Below are 19,750 nucleotides of genomic sequence, written 5' to 3'. Positions count from 1 at the left end.
TTTTTCTTCGCTGCGGCATCCGCTTCCGTCAAAATTCCGATTTTATAAATGTATCATGTCCTCTTCGGAAGCGTCAAAGGAATCGGTTGTTTTCCCGGCATTTTTATGCAAATGAGACGACTCGGACTTTTCGGCGTATAAAAAAGCTAGTACTCTGTACCAGATAGGAGTGATCGAAATGAAGCTTTTGGGCATATCTCAGACGACCTTGGCCCAAGGTCATTGGGCGCCTGCGCTCGGCGCGGGGCTGTTGGGGCTGCTGCTCGTCGTCGCCGTGCTGCGCATCGCGGTTTTTGCGGTTTCTTTATCGAAAAAAGGAAGTTTGTCCGACGAGGAAGTGGAGGCGCTGGATCCGCTGCTGCTGGCCTACGTCTATCGCAAAAGCCGCCTGAAGCGCCGACATACCACCGTCGGACTGCTGTCGCTGGTGCGTCGTGGCGTACTCTCGATGCGGAGAGTACCGGCCAAGCCTCGTTACATTCAGGCCGAAGACGCTCCCAACTTGACGTTCGAGTTCCGGTTCGAAGATCCGCATGCCTGGTTGACCGAAGACGAAAGACTGCTGAAAGACCGGCTTTTTGACGATTACGGCAGCGGCAGGAAATTTCGGTTGGACGCGATCGCCGGACCGGCAGGCCCTCAGGACGGGCTTGCGGAGCGGGCGCTGTACCGGAAGAAAAAGCGGAGGTTGAACCGGGAGTTTCGGGCTTGGTTCGCGGAAGTCGCAAAAAGGGACGGCATCGAACAAACGGTTCGGCGGTCGATCCCGCTTCGGTTGTTCGTATGGGGATTCGCGATTTGCTTTGCGGGAAGCGGGATCGGCCTTTATGCGGCCGCCGGAGAAACAAACTCCGACGCTTTGGTTTGGAACGTGCTGACCGTCGTTTTCGCTGCCGCTGCCTGCGTGCGCGTGCGCTCCCGAACGCTGTTCGCGTTAGCGGCGTTGTTTGCTTCGGCTGCCGTCAGCGTCGTATTCTATCCGGATCCGGAAGGGGTGGCGGCGTTGGGAATAGCCTTCTTGTACGCCGTTCCCGTGAGGCTGCTGCTGCCGGCGTTCGCCGTCCGGCCCGCGGCCCGGGATCTGTGGCTGTCGGTTCGCCGTTGGCGCCGGACAAGTCATTCCTGGTCCGAGCGGGCGGCGGCTTCCGGCAACGACGGCGCGGCCCGCATGGAACAGGCTTTGCAAACGGCGATCGCGCTGGACGTACTTCAACGATTCGCTTATCCGTTTCGCGGCAGCGACCGTTACGGAGCGCCGGACGATCGGCAGTACCCGCTGTTGGCGCTGATGACGGAGCAAGCCGGCGGAGCGAACGACTTCGGCGAGCTGATGCATCCTTACCAATGGTCCGATTTGATAATTATCGTTCCGCAAAACAAACGCAAAGACCGTCTTCTGCGCCGAAATTCGGCGCGGCAACATTCATAGACCTCCCGCTTTTACGAAAAAGCTGCCCCGATGCCGCGATCCGGCTTCGGGACAGCTTTTTTTAACGGCACGATGACGGAGACGTCGTCATAGGCGTTCGCGGCTTAACACGAACCGCCGCGGCCGGATTCGGGAGACGTCACGCGGTAAGTGGTCACGAAAGAAGGGCGGGCGAAAATCTCCGGCCGCTGCTGCGTGATGCCCTGCGCGGTATCGCGTTTTTGGTGGGCGTGATTGTAGGCTTCCGATTCCTGCCAGCCTTTGAAGCTGTCTTCGTCTTTCCAGACGGTCAGGATCACGTACGTATCGCCTTGCAGCGGACGCAGGACGCGAATGCCCGAAAAGCCCGGCATGTCTTCAACGCGGCGAGCCCGTCCGAGGAACCGTTCTTCGAAAGCGGCGCGACCGTCTTCGCTGACCGGAATATTGTTCAGGACCGCGAAGCCGCCCGCCAACGAACCGGCGCTGTCGATCGCCTGATAAGCGGATCTGGAATCGATCGAAGTATCCGGCGGGTGGGCCGCTTCGAACAAGTACAGCGTCTCTTTGTCGTCTTGTAGCGTGTATACGTTATCCAACTGCGGATCTTCGGGTAGCGTGCCGTGGAACAAATAAAGGAACATAACGATCAACCTGCCTTTGCGTCAGAGTGGGAAAAAGCGCGAACATGAATCGGAACGGAAAATCGCGTGCCCGATTCGAGTTTGCCTTATCCTGCATACCTTCATTATACCCTCGAGCGGGGAGTCGGAAGCAAGCGTGGCCAAGCGGTCGGAAATCGGATCGCTTATCGCGGATTGTAAAAAGAACGTAAACAATCGAATTTTGCCGAAGATTGTTTCATTCTTAAAATATGAGTCTAAATAACTAGAAGAAACAAGGCGGACAGTCACCGAAAGACCCGTGTTCAGGTTATGAGGATTCCTTCTTTCCGCCTGTCGATGGGAGCATGTTATACACACTTCAGAGACAGGACGGGATGGACAATCATGAAAATGACGATCGGAAGAAGGCTACATGCGGGTTTTGCGGGAGTACTGGTCATTATGTTGATCTTGGCTGCGTTCAGCTTCTACGAGGTTGAACAGGTTCATCGGAACTACGCAAATTTGATCGATCGGCACGTGGCCGAAATTCAGGCGATCGCGGACATGAAATACGAAGCGACCGCGCAGGCGAAAAATTTAAGGGGTTACCTGATAACGGGCAATACCGAGCATGCGGATTCTTTTGAACAAAATAAAGCCGATATGGCAGCAAAAATGCAGCAGTTGAACATTCTGCTGACCGACTCGCAATCGCAGGCGCTGTTGGGCGAAATCACTGAACTGGAGCGAAGCTACGGCGAAGTCGGACAGCGACTGGTCGCGCTCAAGGAGGCGGGCGATACGGAAGGTTATACCCGCGTCGTGGAAGAAGAATGCGTACCGCTGGCCGACGCGCTGGCCGACCGTTCGCAGCAGCTCGAAACGATTCAACGCTCAATGCTCGACGCTTCGGTCGCCGATACCGCATCGAATGTTCGGAACATCGAAATGATTATCGTCGGGGTCGTCGCGACCGGACTGCTGTTGGGCACGTTGATCGCTTTCGTGATCGGCCGCAAAATCGCGCGTCCGGTATCGTTGATCGCCGCCGAAGCGAAAAGGATATCGGAAGGCGATCTGCGCGGAGCCGATTTGCAAGTAACCAATAAAGACGAGATCGGCGAGATGGCGGAAGCGTTCAATATGATGAAAAACAATTTGCGGAACCTGATCGTCAAGATCGGCAGCAGCTCGGAGCAGGTATCGGGCGCTTCGAACTTGCTGCTCAAAAGTTCCGGGCAGGCGACCGAAGCAGCGGACCATGTCACGTCGGCGATCCAAAGCGTGGCGACCGGAGCCGAGCGCCAAATGGCGGGAATGGACGAGAACAAGCTGGCTCTCGAAGACGGAGGCGAAAATCTTCGCCGCGTAGCCGATACGACTTCGGATGTGTCGAAAGCTTCGGCGGGAGCGCTCGAAGGCGCTCAGGAAGGCACGAAGCTGATCGGGGAAACGATGGAACGCATGCGATTGGCGAAGGAAACAGTAGGGCGTTCGTCCGAAGCGGTGCATGAATTGGAACGGGAATCGAAACGTATTGCCGAAATCGTGCAAACGATCGCCGCTATCGCGGGGCAAACGAATCTGCTGGCGCTGAATGCTTCGATCGAAGCCGCTCGCGCAGGCGAGCAAGGCAAAGGTTTCGGCGTCGTGGCTCAAGAGGTGAAAAAGCTGGCGGAGCAGTCGAAAACGGCGGCCTCCGAGGTGGAAGCGATTCTGGGCAGCATCGTGAATCGACTGCACGGAGCAGTCGAAGCCATGGAGGTCGGGTCGCGCGAAGTAGAAAGCGGAGCGCAGACGGCAAACCGCGCGGGAGAATCGTTCTACCGTATTTACGGCTCTTTGGAGCAAATTACGGGCCGGATGCAGGAAGCCGCCGCGGCAGTTGAACAAATCTCGGCGGGGATGCAGCAGACGCTCAGCTCGGAGCGGGACATGAACGAGCTGTCGCGGGATATTTCGGCCCGTTCGCAAAGCGTGGCCGCGGCTTCCGAGCAGCAGTTGGCTTCGATGCAGGAAGTATCGGCGTCGGCGGAGGTATTGAGCCGGTTGTCGAGCGAGTTGCAGGGGGAAGTCGGTCAATTTAGAGTGTGAGGGGAGGAGAGGCTTGGGGCAGCCTCGGAAAACCCTATTCGGGGAGGGAGCTTGGAGGCGCTGCGGTAGAAATTCGTTCAAGACGCTGTCTCGCGCAGAAAACCTTCGGTTTTCCGCGCTCAAAGGCGTCAACATCATACTGAATGTTACCGCAGGTTTTCTTCGAAATCCTGTATTTCACTGAATTTCTCCCTCCGCTGCTGCGCTTCCTCTCCGATAGGGCTTTGCGGATGCTGAAGAAGCCTCTCCCGGTGGGGAGAGTAAGGTAAAGAATAGAGAAAAAGACGGAAGAAAATAAGGCAACTCAAGAGAAATATAAGGCATATAGAAAAGAAGGGCTGTCTCGGAGTCGCGGTTGCGGCTTGGGGGCAGCTCTTTTTTTGACGGCATGGTCTGATTTGGGAAAAAAGATTCAAAAGGCGCGCCGGAATTCGTTTGGCGTGTGGCCGGTCGTTTTTTTGAACACGCGGCTGAAGTATTTTTCGTCTTGGTAGCCGACCAGTTCGGCGATGCGGACGACGGTCATGTCGGAGTCGAGGAGCAGGCGTTTGGCGCGTTCGAGGCGGATGTTGGCGAGGTAGTCGAAGACATTTTCGCCGAGTTCGCGTTTGAAGCGCCTCGAGATGTATTCGCGGCTCAGGAAGAAGCGGTCTGCCAAGTCTTGCAGGGTCAATTCTTCGCGGTAATGCTCGCGGATATAGGCGGCGATCTCTTCCATCACGCCTGCGCCGCCGGCGGAACCGGATTCGAAGGCGTGGACATAGATGCTGTTCTCATTGCTGTCGGGTTCCGGGGCGGCGAAGGCGCTGCGAGCGTCTTTGCTGCCCGCTGCGGCTCCGGCATGGGCGGCCGCTATGACGGCAGGCTGTAAGGAATATTGTTTCAAAGCTTCCTCTGCCTGAAGATACGAAGCGCGCAACCCGTCGCCCAAGCCGTCCGCGCATCCGCCGATGCCGAAATGCAGAGGCTCGCCGAGTACGGCGGCCAGACCCGCATTGATCCGATTAAGCTTTTCCGTGGCATGCGCCGCGCCGTTCCAGAAGAAAACGGCGATCTCCCGTTCGCGCCCCAGATTGCGGAAAGCATAACCGTCCGAGCCGCGTCCGAGCATTTCGTTGGCGACGTTGGCCAACGTGAAGAAGAGCAGTTCGGTACGCCCGGCATATTTGTGCCACAGCGGCGAGTTTTCGCTCAATCGCACAACGGCGCTTCGCACGGTGCCTGCGGGTTCGTTCAAGCCGAACTCCCCTGCCAGCTCCCGCTCCGCCGTCTCCCGCGCGGCAGGGGCGCCGAGCAGATCGGAGCACAGTTTGTCGCGGTAAACGGGCTTGAAGCGGTTGACCTCCATCGCCTGGGCAAGCAGCTGCCTGCGATTGGCTTCGCTCGTTTTCCAACTCTGCACGGCACGCGAAAAGGAGTCGTTAAGCTGATCCGCGTCGATAGGCTTCAATAAATAATCCATGCCGCCGTAGCGCAAGGTCTGACGGGCGAAGTCGAAGTCTCCGTGCCCGCTGATGACCAAAGTCTTGGTATCCGGCGCTTGGACGCTGATCCACTCCAGCAGGTCGATTCCGCCTCCGGCCGGCATGATCATATCCGTCAGCACGATATGCGGGGCGTGCCGTTCGATCATGGCGACGGCTTCGCGGCCGTTCGCGGCTTCCAACACTTCGGTCGGTTCGTAGCGCTCCCAATCGATCAGGAGTCTAATCGCTTCGCGGACATGGGCTTCGTCGTCTACGATGAGTACTTTCATGATGGCTGCTCCTTTTTTTGGAAAATCGATCTCTTCTTCTATTTATGTCCGAAAATCCTCGTCTCCAAACAAAGGGATCCGAAGCGTAACCTGAAGCCCGCCTTCCAGCGCCTGACTCAAGAAAACCGCAGCGGATTCGCCGAAATAGAGCCGGAGCCGATCGCCGACGCTGCGCAGTCCGATCTGCGGCGATTCCGTATTTTGACCGAACACGAGCGGTCGGTCGAGCATATCCTGCAATTCCTGCCGTTTGTTTTGTTCGATGCCGGGGCCGTTATCGGCGACGATGATGATCAGTTCGCGGCGAAGAGCAGCATTGGATCTCGGATTCATGTCGTCAACTTCCATACAACGGATGAAGGCCCGAATGCGCAGCACGCCTTCTTTTTCCGGCGCTTCGTCCGCGTGCTTGAAATAATTTTCCGCGAGCGGTTGGAGAATCATTCGCGGCACCTGCACGGTTTTCGCTTCCGGCTCGATCTCCAGGGAGAAACGGAAGTTGCCCTGGAAGCGATGCTTTTGCAAACCGAGATAATCCTGCACGTATTCCAGCTCCCGGCTGAGCGGGACGAAGGCGTCGCCGACGTGCATATTGTAGTGCATCATGCGCCCGAGCGAGGTGATGAGGCCGTAGACCTCTTTATCGCCTTTTCGGAGCGCCTGCGTTGCAATGGATTGCAGGGCGTTGTTCAGAAAATGCGGATTGACCTGCGCTTCGAGCGCCCTCAATTGATTGGTCTTGTTCATGATCTCCAACCGGTACTGTTTCAAAATGGAGTCGTTCAACCTGCGAACCATGCCTTCGAACCGCCTCGACAGCACGCCGAATTCGTCGGTCCGGTTCGTCTCCAGTTCAAGCGGAAGCCCGCCCGATTCGACCTGCTGCATGCCGCGGATCAGTTTGCGGATCGGCTGGGTGAATTTGAGCGAGATAAACGCCGTTGCCACGACGACCACGATCAGCGACAGCGCGCCTACGGCGGCGTTGAGCAGCAGGATTTGCCGCTCGCGGCGGTACAGCGTGTCGGTATCGACGTTTTTGATTAACGTCCAATCGGCGAGCGGGCTGCGTACCTTTTCGTAAAAAAGGAAAGAGTCGCTGCCGTCTTTTTGCACCGTGTAGCCGGATTCGTCGCGCGCCGCCAACACTTCGTCCAGTCCGTTCAGGTCAGGCTTCTCGCCGAGGCGGTCGGGAGGGCCGACGATCAGCCGCCCTTCGCCGTCCACGATATACACCTGCTCGCCTTCGGCGGCCAGGCGCTGCGTCAACGAGCGAAGGAAATCGATGCGCACGTCGATCGCGAGCAGGCCGGCTTTTTCGTTGCGGGGAATATCGTAGACGATCCGGTTAAACGTAAACACGTCCGTCGTCCGCTCCTCGTTTTCGGGCCGCAGCCTGTAGGTGCCCGCCCGGTGGGTCAAGCCCGCGAAGGCCTGCACGTTCCAGCGCCGATACTCCGGAAGCTGCTCCTGGCGCATCGGCCCGTACGGTTTGCCCGCGAAGTAGAGGTAGGAGTTGCTGCTTTTGTCGATATGCAAAAAGACTTGGTAGATGCCGTCCAGCGAGTAATAAGAGCGTCGCAGCGCGCCCATGACGTCGTTTCGGTCGAGGCCGGAATCCAGCTCGTCGGAACCTGCGAGAATGATATCGATCACCGTATCCCCGTAAACGGATTCGTCGTAAATTTGCAGGGAGAGTTTGTTGACCGTGTCGAGATAGTTGACGATATTGATCTGTCCTTGATAAAGCAGGCTGGCGTTGTCTTCGACGGCGCTGCGTTTGACGTTCTCTTTGGTCAGATTGTAGGCGATCAGGGCGGAGAGCAGAATAGGCAAAGCCGTGGCGAACACAAGGAATACAATCAACTTGCTGCGGATCGAATGTCTGAACATGGCGCTCTCCTTTTCCGAAAATAGAAACGATCTCTCAAACGGTCGACGACGTCTCTTCGCTTTGCGCACGCGCGTGACTTTCTTGACAAAGTAGGAACTCTTCTTTTTTCCCGCATATTGATCTCATTGTCGACGGAGATCGGGCAGTAGGTCAATATAGTCCACCGAATTCGTCATTTGCTTCTATGTTAGCGCTTTCTTTTTGATTCTATAATAAGTGCGTACCCGAAAAAAAGACCGAAACGGGAGGTGCACCAACTTGGCTGGACGCAAGCGCTGGATGAATGTACTGATGCAGAGCGTATTCCTGGGTCCGTCGCTGCTCTTTTTTATTGTTATCGTCGTCATCCCGTTTTTCCTGGGCATGTATTATTCCTTCACGGACTGGAACGGCGTCGCGGTGACCGTCAATTGGGTCGGCACGCGCAACTTCGCCGCCATGTTCGCGGACACGAAATTCTGGGTTTCTTTCTGGTTCACGATCCGGTTCACGCTGGCGGTGGTCATTCTTACGAACGTGATCGCGTTCTTGCTGGCCTTGCTGCTGGTGCAGCCGCTGAAGATGCGCAATCTGCTGCGGACGCTGTTCTTCATTCCCAACGTCATCGGCGGACTGCTGCTCGGCTTCATCTGGCAGTTCATCTTCATCCGCGGCTTCGCGGCCGTGGGCAAAGCGACCGGCATCGGATTTTTCAATCTCGAATGGCTCGGCACGGAAGCGACCGGCTTCTGGGGCATCGTGATCGTGTTCGTATGGCAGGCTGCCGGCTACATGATGATTATCTATATCGCGGGCCTGATGAACGTCGACCGTTCGCTGATCGAAGCGGCCGATATCGACGGAGCGGGTTATTTGCAAAAATTGCGCTTCATCACGTTCCCTCTGGTCATGCCTTCGATCACGGTTTGCTTGTTCCTGTCGATGTCCAACGCGTTCAAAATGTTCGACCTCAACTTGTCGCTGACGCGGGGCGGGCCGTTCGGTTCAACCGAATCGCTGGCGCTCAACATTTACACCGAGGCGTTCACCAACAGCAACTACGGACTCGGCACGGCCAAAGCGCTGCTGTTCTTCGTGATCGTGGCGCTCGTCTCGTCGCTGCAAGTCTGGTTCACGAAGAGAAGGGAGGTTCAGTCGTAAATGGAAACGGATCGCAAATATTCGTGGCGAACGCTTACGCTCGAACTTATCGCCGTTCTGCTCGCGCTGCTGTTCCTCGTACCCTTCTACTTCGTGGTCGTGAACTCGCTCAAGAAGTTCGCCGATATCCTCAAGGATTCCGCCGCGCTGCCGAAAGCCGTCACCTTCGACAACTTCACGCGGGCTTGGGAGATTCTCGAATTTCCGAAAGCGTTCACCAATTCGCTCGTGATCACGCTATTGGCGAACGTCCTGCTGGCGCTGTTCTGCTCCATGGCGGCCTACCGGCTGGTGCGCTTCCCGAGCCGTTTCAACAATATCGTGTTCATGGCGTTCATCGCGGCGATGGTCATCCCGTTCCAGTCGATCATGATCCCGTTGGTGCGGGTCGCGGCCAACTTGGGCTTGACGAACAATCTGCCGGGCCTGATCATCTGTTATCTGGGCTTCGGCGCATCGCTGACGATCTTCCTGTTCCACGGCTTCGTGAAGTCGGTTCCGATCGAGGTCGAAGAAGCGGGAATCGTGGACGGCTGCTCGCCGTTCGGCGTCTTTTTCCGAATCGTCATGCCGCTGCTCAAGCCGATGATCGTGACGGTGTTCATCTTGAACACGCTGTGGATCTGGAACGACTTCCTGCTGCCTCTCCTGATCGTCGGGGGCAACGCGGATTTGCGAACCATTCCGCTGGCCACCAACGCGTTCTTCTCCCAATACACCAAACAATGGGACTTGGCGCTGGCGGGACTGCTTATGGGCATCGCGCCGATCATCGTCTTTTTCCTGGCACTGCAAAAACATATCATCGCCGGTATCGCGGCCGGAGCCGTGAAAGGCTGACGTATCAACCACGGGTAAGCGGAACGACCACATAAAAGCGAGATGAGGGACGTAAAGCTCCCTTATTGTAAACGCTTGCCAAACGATTGGAAAGAGGTCAAGACGAGTCCGTCGGCGGCGTTCGAAAACGCGTCGGCGCACGACAGTTTCGAAAGATCGAGGGGCGCACCGTTTCATCACACACAAGGGAGGCTACACGCATGAAAAAAACAAGCTTTCTCACCCTGGCTTTACTGCTCATGATTTCGATCCTTGCCGCTTGCGGCGGGGGCGGCATGCCGAATCCGGAGACGGGCACGACGACGGGAACAGGCACGACCGAGACCGGAACGGATACGACGGAACCGGCAACGGGAACCGACGCCCCGGCATCCGACGTCACGCTCAAGATGTTCCAGTTTAAAGTCGAAATCGCGGACGCGATGGAGAAACTGCTGGCCGAGTACAAAAAAGAAACCGGCGTGACGATCACGATCGAAACGGTCGGCGGCGGCGCGGACTACGGCGCGGCGCTGAAAGCGAAATTCGCTTCGGGCGACGAACCGGACATTTTCAACAACGGCGGCTATAACGAAGCGCAGCTGTGGAAAGACCGCATGGAAGATCTGTCGGATCAACCGTGGGTCGCGGACCTCAGCGATAACGTGAAAGACCCGATGACGATGGACGGCAAGCTGTACGGCCTGCCGATGAACATCGAAGGTTACGGTTTCCTGTACAACAAAGCGCTGTTCGAGCAAGCCGGCATCACGGAGATTCCGACGACGCTTACGGAACTGCGCGCAGCCGCTCAGAAGTTGCAAGACGCGGGCATCGTACCGTTCGAAAACGGCTACCAGGAATGGTGGGTTATCGGGCAGCACTTGGTGAACGGCGCTTACGCGAAACAAGACGATCCCGACAAATTCATCGCGGACTGGAGAGAAGGCAAGACTTCGGTCGTGGACAACGAGATCTTCAACGAATGGATCAACTTGGTCGACCTCACGATGGAGTTCAGCAACGACCGCCCTCTGACGACCGACTATAACACGCAAATGACCGAATTCGCTTCCGGCATGGCGGCGATGACGCAGCAAGGCAACTGGACGCAAGTGCAAATCGACGGCATTGATCCGGAGCTGCAAGTCGGCGTTCTGCCGATGCCGATCAACGACGACGAAGCGCTGAACGACAACATCTTCGTCGGCGTGCCGAACAACTGGGTCGTGAACAAAAACTCGGCCAACAAAGAAGAAGCGAAAAAGTTCCTGGAGTGGATGGTCACTTCCGAGACAGGCAAACGCTACACGGTTGAAGAATTCAAATTCATCCCGGCGCTCAAAACGATCACGTACGAACCGGAACAGCTCGGCACGATCGCGGCCAGCATCCAAGAATACGTGCAAGCCGACAAAACCCTCGGCTGGCAATGGCCTAAGCTGCCGGACGGCACTTCCCAAGAATTCGGCGCTTTGATGCAAGCTTACGTGGCGAAGAAGATCACGAAGGAAGAGCTGTTCAAACAAATGGACGAGACGGTGCTGAAATTGGCGGCGAAGTAAGCGCGAGATAGAAGCGAAATCGAGAAAAAAAGCGATCCCGAAAGCCGTTATGCGGCTTCGGGAATCGCTTTTTTTTATGCGAAAAAACGGCGCAGCGCAGCCGTAAGCGGAATGGATGTACGTATATGCGGCCTGCCGAATTCGATACGGAATGCATCAAAAAGCCGGAGTTCGGATTTGTGAGGACGGAATGCGCAGAGTAAAATAATAAGTCGATCAGGTTTTTCGTTAGCGGTTAACGGAACCGATCCGCTGCAAACGAAATTCCGGAAAATCGAGGTGACGAAAAGATATGCGTTTTATGCTTGTGGTTTTGATCGTTCTGCTTACCGCTTGCGGAAGTCAAACCGATCCCGTCGAACAAGAATCGCAGTATCGTTACGTTGAAGAACTGGGCGGCATCCCGGTTCCCGTCGAGGCGAAGCAGCTGGCTTTCGATGCCGAAAGGAAAGCAGGGAAGTACGAAGTGCCTCAAGATTACGATTCTTTTCACGTTTCTTATCACGACAAGTTGGATCAGGAAGGCTGGACGCTGACCGAAATCGAAAGCAGCAAAGTGATTTCGGTGGAAAAGAACGGGAAGAAGTTTCAAGTGATCGTTACCGGGCGCTCCAGCGACGAGAACATATCCAATCTCTCGATCAAAAGAATGGCGGCAAAGTAACCAAGGCCGTAAACAAGGAAAGCCGATTCGACGGGCGCAATGCCTGTCGAATCGGCTTTTTTCGCGGATACGCATCCAAGTCCTAGCCTTCCTTTTCGTGGAGGATTTCGGCGCTTTTCAAGCTTAATGTCGCATCGTAACCGGACCCGTTCGCGTAGTCGTCGGCGCTGAATTCGGCATGCAGCGTAATCTCCCCGCCTTTTGCGTAAAACTGTTTGATCTGCGTACGGGAAGATTGGATGCTGACGTCCCTCGTATGCCATTCGTTCGCGGCAAGCGGCGTGAAAAGGCCGACCGTCGATATGGCGATCGGTCCGTTGACCTGTTCGCCGTCGATCGTCAGTCCCGCGTAGAACAACGGATCGCCGTGCATGACCGTCGCTTCCGGCTGATCGCCCGTGTAACGCAGACCGGCTTCGAGCTTAAAGACGTTATCTTCCTGCTCGACGCGCTCCGCAATCAGGCGAAGCTCGAAATCGCTGTCCGGAATTTTTTTGACGGCCGTTACCGTGTCCGAGTCTTTCCCGATGGAGTCGGGAGCCGGGTCGGCGGAACATGCGGTTAACAGCGCCAGCAGGATCACGGCCGCCGGGAATCTTCGTTTTTTCATCGCAAAGTCGAACCTCCTTTTATCGATCCGTTAACTCATAGACGCTTTTGATCCGCCAAAAGACTTGTTCCGCCGGCAAAAACTTAAGGAAAAGTTCGCATCTCCGAGAAAAAGTCCGTCAGCCATCGAATCAACTCCTGCTGCGCGCCCGTCAAAAAGCGGTCCGCGTAGTAAGTCAGCTCCAGATGCCGAACCGGCTCTACGCCGGACAAAGGAATCGCGACGATATCGGGATAATCTTTGCCGTTTTGCCGGATCAGTCCCGCGGGCTGGATCGTGGCGCCGATTCCGGCGGAAACAAGCTGAAGCAGCGAAGCGGCCGACGCCGTCTCCATCGCCGTGGACAGCTCGAAACCCAGCTTTCGGCAGGTGGCATCCACCAGATCGCGGCCGACGTAGCCTTTCGGATACATGACCAACGGGTGGTCTTTCAGATCCTCCAGCTTGATTCGTTTTCTGCGGGCCAGCTTGCTGTCAGCGTGCACGAACAGATGGTACGGCTCGGAGCCGAGCGGGATGCGGGTAAGCCGATCGTCCGTCGAGCCTTGAAGCCCGATGCCCAGATCGACCTTATGGTTCAACACTTCGTCGTGTGCGAAGATGGTCGAGATCACCTGAAGCCGGGTATCGGGGTATTTAGTTTTGAAGCGGACGAACAGCGGGACCAGGCGGAAATCAAGGTCGGAAGGCAGAGCCGCTAAACGAATTTCGCCTTGGTTACCCGATTTGAGTTCGGTCGCCGCGGTTTTGATATCCATTTCGGCTTGGAGCATCTTTGTGCCGTAGTGCTTGAACATTTTGCCGGCTTCGGTTACGACGACTTTTTTGCCGATCCGGTCGAACAGGGGGATGCCGAGTTCGTTTTCCAACGCTCGGATTTGTTGGCTGAGGGTCGGTTGGGAGATGCCCAGCTCTTCGGCGGCGCGGGTGAAGTGAAGATGTTCGTAGACGGCCATGAAATATTGGATATTGCGGGTGTCCATAATCGTCGCCACCTTTATAATTTCGGGTGTGGGGAAAATCCTGTTCGTTGGGGAAGCGTGTGGGCGCTGCGGGAGAAATTCGTTCAAGGTGCTGTTTCACTCGGAAAACTGGATTGAATTTAAGCAAGGGAGTTTTCCGAGTTCAAAGGCGTCTTTCACTGAATTTCTCCCTCCGCTTGTCGCTTCAGTCAAGAAAGGGCTTTTCTTCACATGCCCAATCATAGTTTTATCCTATTATAATAATAAAGATTATAGAATTGATCAATGAATGAAGCTTGCCTATACTAAGAGCCAACTGAAATATTGATGGAGGTGGGCTTGTGAAGATGAAAAACATTTATGCGCTGCTGGCGATTGGGATCGCGGCGTTGAATCTTAGACCGCTTATGACTTCGGTTGCGCCTTTGCTGGGGACGATTCAGGAGGAGCTTGGGATGAGCGGGGCGACGGCGAGTTTGTTGACGACGATTCCGGTGCTGTGTATGGGACTGTTTGCGCCGTTGGCTGCGAAGATCGGGGATCGGTTGGGGATGGAGCGGACGATCTGGGCTTCGTTGTTGTTGATCGCCGCGATGACCGGGCTTCGGGGATTGGGCAGCTCGGTGTGGTTGTTGATTCTGACGGCGATTGTCGGCGGGATCGGGATCAGTCTGGCGGGGCCGCTGTTGTCGGCGTTTATTAAAAAGATGTTTCCGCATCGGCCTGCTGTAATTAGTATCTATTCCGCCTCGATGACGGTGGGAGCGGCGCTTGCTTCTTCGCTGTCGGTTCCGGTGTATGAGCAGAGCGGCGAGCATTTGAACGTTGCGTTGGCGGGTTGGGCGGTTCTTGGTGTAGTCGCAGCGGTATTCTGGGTAGGCTTCGCCCGGCGCGGAGGAACATCCGCATCGGGTCTTCGTGCACGTTCCGTGCTGCCGATCCGCAACCGCAAAGCGATTCAACTGACGTTGTTTTTCGGCCTGATGTCCGGCATGTTCTATTCGGTCACGGCTTGGATCGCGCCGATAGCGGTCGATTTCGGGTATACCTCGGATCAAGCGGCGACGTTTCTGACGCTGTTCACGCTGATCCAGATTCCGATATCGCTGACCGCGCCGAGCCTGGTCGCCAAATTAGGGAATCCTAGAGCGGTGTTGGTGGGGTGCGCGCTGTTCGAACTTTCGGGGATCGGCATGCTGCTGCTTGGACTTCCCATGCTTCCGGCGGTTATCGCACTCGGTATCGGAGCGGGCGGATTGTTCCCGTTGGCATTAATGCTGCCGATCGCGGAAGCAAATACGCCCGAAGAAGCCAGCGGCTGGTCGGCCATGACGCAGGGCGGCGGTTATATGCTCGGGGCTATGGGGCCGCTGACGATCGGGGCTTTGCACGATGCGTCAGGTCATTTCAACGGGGCGCTTACTGTGATGTTAGCCGCGATTGTCGCGATGATTGCGTTGCAATGGAAGATGACGCAAGGCCGGTCTAACGCAGAGAAAACGAGCAGCCGGACCGGAGTTGAAAAAGCTTAAGCTGCGTTTTTCTAAATTCCTGCTATTCATCGATATGTTGATGAATAGCAGGAATTTCCTTTTTCTTGACGAATCGGGTGTAGGAGTGACCTCGATTGCTCAAGCACCGACCAGGAGGAAAGAGTATGAAGTTGACCGCACGAAAAGAAGCGAGCGAAACCAAACAGAGCCGAGGATGGGGCAAAGCGCGCCTTGTGACGGCTTTGTCCATATTGGTTTTGGTGATCGGTTATTGGATATGGAGCACGATGTTTATTGCGGAAGATGTTTTTATTCAGGCGTCTTATCGGCATATGGAGGTCGAAGAGCGCGAAGCGCTGGACGGGTATCCGGGGCTGCTTGAGGCTCAGGTGGAGCGGGTGGGGTCAAACAACGTCGCTTCTATTGGAGGTTGGCAGACTTTTCACCGCTGGTTGTGCTGGACGAACGGCGGGTATGCGGTGCGCGTAACCTACCCGGATTTGAATCCGCGGTTCGGCAATGAGAACAAAAGTCTGTATTTTAATCCGAATACGCGGGCGTGGATCGGGTATGGTTGGAGGATGTAAATTTCCGATCAACCCCCCGCTAACTTTCTGCAAGACATGTCAGAATGCCGCGCATTTCCTTTATCTCACGCCGCCGCCTTCGCCCTTTTCCACTTCCGTATTTTCGCCCGAAAAGTCCCGAACGGCGCAGCCGAATTGATATGTATCCAACGCGCCATCGGCCAGTTCGGCTTGTCTCCGGTCCAGCGGCGCTGTCCTTGAACGAACAGCTCCTCCTCGCTCAAATTCTCGATCCACTCCAGCCATTCCGATTCCGCTTGGGCGAACATTGCTCGAAGCTCGGTCAGCGAATAGCCTTCATACTGCCGATAAAAGTCTGCGTACATCCCGCCGAGTGGGTTCCTTGTCAGACTTAAATCCTTGGATTTCGTTCGGCTGAAACCCGCATGGTGTAGGTGGGTTTCAGTTGGACGTAACCATACCTCTGGATCTGACAAGGGACGGGTTCCATTTGTAGCCCGGAGCGGGCATTTTCGGTGTGTCGCCCCAACCCAGTTGATACGCCCAAATCTCCGCAGGCGTGCGATCGACATCGGGAAAACGTGCGTCGCGATCCGCGTCGCTGATTCCGTCATACTCGGCATCCAGCTTGAGGTAAGCGGCGTGAATCGCGGCTTTCAACTCGTGTTTGGATGCGTAATCGTAACTTGGCATGGAATTCCTCCTTTTTCCTCAACCTCCATTATAGTCCGTTAACTGAGACAGCATGGTGTCCGTTTCGCGAACGAAAATCGGCACGCATTGACAATCTCTATCGAAAAGGATTAAGATACAACAAGTTAAATCGTAATAATTACGATTAAATTCATTCCGAAAGGAAGCGAGAAGTCTTATGAGTCTTTTTGATACCAAACAAACAGGGAGCGATCGCCGGATTCCGGTTACAGTTCTGAGCGGTTACCTGGGATCGGGCAAAACAACGTTGCTGAATCATGTGCTGAATAACCGGGAAGGGCTGCGGGTGGCCGTGATCGTGAACGATATGAGCGAAGTGAACATCGACGCGGATCTGGTGCGGGAAGGCGGCGGACTGTCGAGGATCGACGAGAAGCTGGTGGAGATGTCCAACGGCTGCATCTGCTGCACGCTGCGCGAAGATTTGCTGGTGGAAGTGGAGCGCTTGGCGCAGGACGGACGTTACGACTATATTCTGATCGAATCGACAGGGATCGGCGAGCCGGTTCCGGTAGCCCAGACCTTCAGCTACGTGGATGAAGAAAACGGCATCGACCTGACGCAGCTCACCAAGCTCGATACGATGGTGACGGTGGTGAACGCGGCGGAATTCTGGAAAGATTATCAGTCGCGGGAAAAGCTGCGGGATCGCGGACAGGAAGTCGCCGACGAAGACGAACGCAGCATCGTGGATCTATTGGTCGAACAGGTGGAATTCTGCGATGTGCTGATCTTGAACAAATGCGACCTCGTGGAGCCGGAAGAGCTGGATCGTCTGGAAGAGGTGCTGCGCAGCCTTCAGCCGACGGCGAAGTTTATTCGTTCGGTCAAAGGAAAAGTCGATCCGAAGGAAATCCTGAACACCGGACGTTTCGATTTCGATCAGGCGAGTGCGTCGGCGGGCTGGGTTCTGGAACTGTCGAAGGAGGAGCATACGCCCGAGACGGAGGAGTATGGGATCAATTCGTTCGTGTATAAAAGAAAGATCCCGTTCCATCCCGAACGCTTCGGCCGCTGGATGGGACGCTGGCCGGAAGCCGTCGTGCGTTCCAAAGGCATCGTGTGGATGGCGTTCGATAACCGTAAAGCGTATTCGTTCAGCCAGGCGGGCAGCTCGAAAGAATTCACCAGCGCGGGACTTTGGGTGTCGGCACTGACGCCGGAGGAGCGCGCGTTCTACTTTGGCGAAGGCGAATCGCTAGAAAACTCGCCGGATTGGGACGATAAATGGGGCGACCGCGTGACGAAGCTGGTGTTCATCGGGATCGGCATGGATCGCGAAGAGATCGAGCGGTCGCTGGATGCGACGCTGCTGACGACTGAGGAGATGGGGCAGGATTGGAGCAAGCTGCCGAATCCTTTTAAACCCGTGACGGCGTAATTGCAACGGGTAGAGGTGGAAGTTGGACGCTGATTTCTTGAAAACCGTCTAAAAGGGTTCGTAACGGATCGTATGTCCGTTAGCGATCTCTTTTAGGCGGTTGTTTATTTTTAACGGAACCAGACGACGCTTAGCCGGAAAAAGAGCCGTTTTCGGCTTTGAAAATCCGAGTTTTCTCCTCTAAGCGTCTGCTTGATCCGTTACATTTTTCAAAAGGCCGATATCAGCTGCTAAGTGTCGCTACGATCCGTTAAAAGTCGCGGACCGAAAATCCACGCCTTCGGAACACGATCTTCGGATCGCCCAGGAATACCGGCGTTCAGGAAACAAGTTTCGGATCGATCATGGATGTCGGTATGCGAAAAAACCTCCGTATGCAATGTCCATAGAGGAAATCAATTTTCGCCAAAAGACATTCCTCGTTTTTTCTACTGACCCGCTGTTCAATTTCCTTGCCCGGTGTTAATGAAAGGAAGAAGATCAATCGGCAAGGGAGCGAAGCCTTATGAACGGATACCGATTCGTCAGCGACTGGATGTTGGAGACGAGCGCGGAAGAATTATGGAAACTGATCGAAGAACCCGAGCGTGCCGATTGGTGGCGCGGCTGTTCGATCTGCAAAGTGAAAGCGGGAAGCAGCGGCGACGGCATTGGAGACGAATACCTCACCGTCATCCGTACCCGCATGCTCTATAAGCTATCTTTTACCGCGCAGATCGTCGAAAAGCGCAGACCCCGCCTGATCGAACTGCGCGCCGACGGCCACCTCGAAGGCCGCGGACGCCTGGAGTTCGAACAGATCGGCGCCTGCACCCGCGTCCGCTACACCTGGGAGGTACGAACGAAAAAACGCTGGATGAACCTTTGGGCCCCGTTCTTCCGCCCGGCCTTCGTCTGGAACCACAACCGCGTCATGGCCGACTGCATCGAGGGACTGACCGGCCGCTTAGGCATCCGTCTGATCTCCCCTGAGCCTGCCGAGGCGTGATTGGCACTCGATACAGCAGCGAACCTTTTGAAATAAGTGCTCACATACACTTGTTTCGAGCGATTCGCTCTGCATTCTTTGCATACATGCAAATCTACAGTTATTTGAAGCAAAAACGCGTGAAAAAGCACAAGGTCGAAAGATTAAATGGATATTCGCATCTATTCTTCTGGAAAAGTGAAATTAGAAGAAAACAACTGCATATTCGCACTTATTCTCAAAATCAAGATCTTAGTAGTTGTTTTTCCCTGTTCTACCCTCTCAAGAAGCTATAGCGAAGGGGGGAATTCAGTGAAAGACGCCTTTGAACCCGGAAAATTCCATTTAAAACTTTAATCAAATTTTCCGGGTGAGACAGCGTCTTGTGAAGCATTTCGAAGAAATGCACTTCGGAAGCATATGCTTGTAATTTCCCCCGCAGCGCCCAAGCTTCCCCCCATCATTCTCCGATCTCGTGCCGAAAACTATAGTTCGGAATTCGCCCGCCTTCCGGCCCGATCCCGAATTCGCTAAACACCTCAAACCCGTTTTTACAATAAAACTTCTTATTCAATTCCGTATGCGTTACCAGCGTGACCATTCCGCCCCCTTGCTTGCGCACATGCGGGAAAATAAAGTAATGGAACAACGCGCTCCCCAGGCTCTTCCCCTGATAGCCTTTCGCCACCGCAAACGAATCCACGTACCACGTGTCTTTCCCGTACCGGCTGCAAGCCTCCTTCATCTTGTCCAACGTACTCAAAATATGCGTGATCCGCTTGACGCCTACCCGCGCCGCCAGCGCCAATCCGCCGTTGAACAGATACCGCATGAAGCCCGGCCCCGGATCTCCGCTTTTTTTCAGCAATACCGCCGATACGATCTTCCCGTCCAATATCCCGACAAAGCAGGAGTCCTGCTGAACATACGACTTCGTATTGATATAATTGAGCTTGAACAATTCGTTTCGGTACGCTTCGCCTTTGCTCAAAATGAGCTTGAACAGCGGATAGTCCATAAACGACTCCGTGAACAACGTGGCGACCTCGCGCATTTCGTGCTTTTCGGCCAAACGGTAAGTTTGCATGGTTTTCTCCTTTGGTGTGCAGATTTTCTTTGTCTGTACG

18 protein-coding genes are annotated in these 19,750 nt (G+C 55.2%); 10 read left to right on the top strand and 8 right to left on the bottom strand.

Annotation, left to right across the window (positions count from 1 at the left end; translation table 11 throughout):
- Positions 1-178: 178 nt before the first annotated feature.
- The gene (locus tag SACSAC_RS08825; RefSeq protein ID WP_037285401.1) at positions 179-1,429 is read left to right on the top strand and encodes a DUF2207 domain-containing protein; all 1,251 of its coding nucleotides are present in this window, start codon (positions 179-181) and stop codon (positions 1,427-1,429) included.
- A 104-nt stretch (positions 1,430-1,533) separates the two neighbouring features.
- On the opposite strand, the gene SACSAC_RS08820 is transcribed toward SACSAC_RS08825, so the two are convergent.
- Positions 1,534-2,052: an antibiotic biosynthesis monooxygenase family protein gene (locus SACSAC_RS08820; RefSeq protein ID WP_037285400.1), complete on the bottom strand. Its 519-nt coding sequence runs from the start codon at positions 2,050-2,052 to the stop codon at positions 1,534-1,536.
- A gap of 366 nt (positions 2,053-2,418) precedes the next feature.
- Between SACSAC_RS08820 and SACSAC_RS08815 the strand changes: the two genes are divergently transcribed.
- Complete coding sequence (locus SACSAC_RS08815) at positions 2,419-4,110, top strand: methyl-accepting chemotaxis protein (protein ID WP_051506991.1); 1,692 nt, start codon at positions 2,419-2,421, stop codon at positions 4,108-4,110.
- Between the two features lie 412 nt (positions 4,111-4,522).
- Here the strand turns inward: SACSAC_RS08815 and SACSAC_RS08810 are convergent, their stop codons facing one another.
- Positions 4,523-5,866 carry a response regulator transcription factor gene (locus tag SACSAC_RS08810; protein ID WP_051506990.1) on the bottom strand — a complete coding sequence of 448 codons (1,344 nt, stop codon included), beginning with the start codon at positions 5,864-5,866 and terminating at the stop codon, positions 4,523-4,525.
- Between the two features lie 42 nt (positions 5,867-5,908).
- The gene (locus SACSAC_RS08805) at positions 5,909-7,759 is read right to left on the bottom strand and encodes a cache domain-containing sensor histidine kinase (RefSeq protein ID WP_037285398.1); all 1,851 of its coding nucleotides are present in this window, start codon (positions 7,757-7,759) and stop codon (positions 5,909-5,911) included.
- Between the two features lie 280 nt (positions 7,760-8,039).
- On the opposite strand from SACSAC_RS08805, the gene SACSAC_RS08800 reads away from it, so the two are divergent.
- From SACSAC_RS08800 to SACSAC_RS08785, 4 genes are all read left to right on the top strand, one after another.
- Positions 8,040-8,900 (top strand): carbohydrate ABC transporter permease, encoded by an 861-nt coding sequence (locus SACSAC_RS08800; RefSeq protein ID WP_037292465.1) that lies wholly within the window; start codon positions 8,040-8,042, stop codon positions 8,898-8,900.
- Positions 8,901-9,740 (top strand): carbohydrate ABC transporter permease, encoded by an 840-nt coding sequence (locus SACSAC_RS08795; protein ID WP_037285396.1) that lies wholly within the window; start codon positions 8,901-8,903, stop codon positions 9,738-9,740.
- A 200-nt stretch (positions 9,741-9,940) separates the two neighbouring features.
- Positions 9,941-11,284 (top strand): ABC transporter substrate-binding protein, encoded by a 1,344-nt coding sequence (locus SACSAC_RS08790; protein WP_037285394.1) that lies wholly within the window; start codon positions 9,941-9,943, stop codon positions 11,282-11,284.
- 292 nt (positions 11,285-11,576) lie between these two features.
- Positions 11,577-11,948 (top strand): hypothetical protein, encoded by a 372-nt coding sequence (locus SACSAC_RS08785; RefSeq protein ID WP_037285392.1) that lies wholly within the window; start codon positions 11,577-11,579, stop codon positions 11,946-11,948.
- A gap of 82 nt (positions 11,949-12,030) precedes the next feature.
- On the opposite strand, the gene SACSAC_RS08780 is transcribed toward SACSAC_RS08785, so the two are convergent.
- Both SACSAC_RS08780 and SACSAC_RS08775 read right to left on the bottom strand, forming a co-directional pair.
- Positions 12,031-12,558 (bottom strand): hypothetical protein, encoded by a 528-nt coding sequence (locus SACSAC_RS08780; protein WP_037285389.1) that lies wholly within the window; start codon positions 12,556-12,558, stop codon positions 12,031-12,033.
- 83 nt (positions 12,559-12,641) lie between these two features.
- Positions 12,642-13,541, bottom strand: a complete 900-nt coding sequence (locus SACSAC_RS08775; protein ID WP_037285386.1) for a LysR family transcriptional regulator — start codon at positions 13,539-13,541, stop codon at positions 12,642-12,644.
- Positions 13,542-13,867: 326 nt separating this feature from the next.
- Between SACSAC_RS08775 and SACSAC_RS08770 the strand changes: the two genes are divergently transcribed.
- Positions 13,868-15,052, top strand: coding sequence for an MFS transporter (locus tag SACSAC_RS08770; protein ID WP_037292463.1), 1,185 nt, complete (start codon positions 13,868-13,870; stop codon positions 15,050-15,052).
- 125 nt (positions 15,053-15,177) lie between these two features.
- Positions 15,178-15,600, top strand: a complete 423-nt coding sequence (locus tag SACSAC_RS08765; protein ID WP_037285385.1) for a hypothetical protein — start codon at positions 15,178-15,180, stop codon at positions 15,598-15,600.
- A gap of 65 nt (positions 15,601-15,665) precedes the next feature.
- On the opposite strand, the gene SACSAC_RS28630 is transcribed toward SACSAC_RS08765, so the two are convergent.
- Complete coding sequence (locus SACSAC_RS28630) at positions 15,666-16,037, bottom strand: ClbS/DfsB family four-helix bundle protein (RefSeq protein ID WP_342666452.1); 372 nt, start codon at positions 16,035-16,037, stop codon at positions 15,666-15,668.
- Positions 16,003-16,254: a ClbS/DfsB family four-helix bundle protein gene (locus SACSAC_RS28625; RefSeq protein WP_037285383.1), complete on the bottom strand. Its 252-nt coding sequence runs from the start codon at positions 16,252-16,254 to the stop codon at positions 16,003-16,005. Before SACSAC_RS28625 ends, SACSAC_RS28630 begins: the two co-directional genes overlap by 35 nt.
- A gap of 178 nt (positions 16,255-16,432) precedes the next feature.
- On the opposite strand from SACSAC_RS28625, the gene SACSAC_RS08750 reads away from it, so the two are divergent.
- A complete protein-coding gene (locus SACSAC_RS08750; RefSeq protein WP_037285381.1) occupies positions 16,433-17,656 on the top strand; it encodes a GTP-binding protein in 1,224 nt (407 codons plus the stop codon).
- A gap of 505 nt (positions 17,657-18,161) precedes the next feature.
- Positions 18,162-18,644: an SRPBCC family protein gene (locus SACSAC_RS08745; protein WP_051506988.1), complete on the top strand. Its 483-nt coding sequence runs from the start codon at positions 18,162-18,164 to the stop codon at positions 18,642-18,644.
- A 439-nt stretch (positions 18,645-19,083) separates the two neighbouring features.
- On the opposite strand, the gene SACSAC_RS08740 is transcribed toward SACSAC_RS08745, so the two are convergent.
- Complete coding sequence (locus tag SACSAC_RS08740) at positions 19,084-19,710, bottom strand: GNAT family N-acetyltransferase (RefSeq protein WP_037285378.1); 627 nt, start codon at positions 19,708-19,710, stop codon at positions 19,084-19,086.
- Between the last annotated feature and the right edge of the window lie 40 nt (positions 19,711-19,750).

The organism is Saccharibacillus sacchari DSM 19268, from assembly GCF_000585395.1.
In the GTDB taxonomy this organism is placed as follows: Bacteria; Bacillota; Bacilli; order Paenibacillales; family Paenibacillaceae; genus Saccharibacillus; species Saccharibacillus sacchari.
This window is presented reverse-complemented; position numbering and strand designations above follow the sequence as displayed.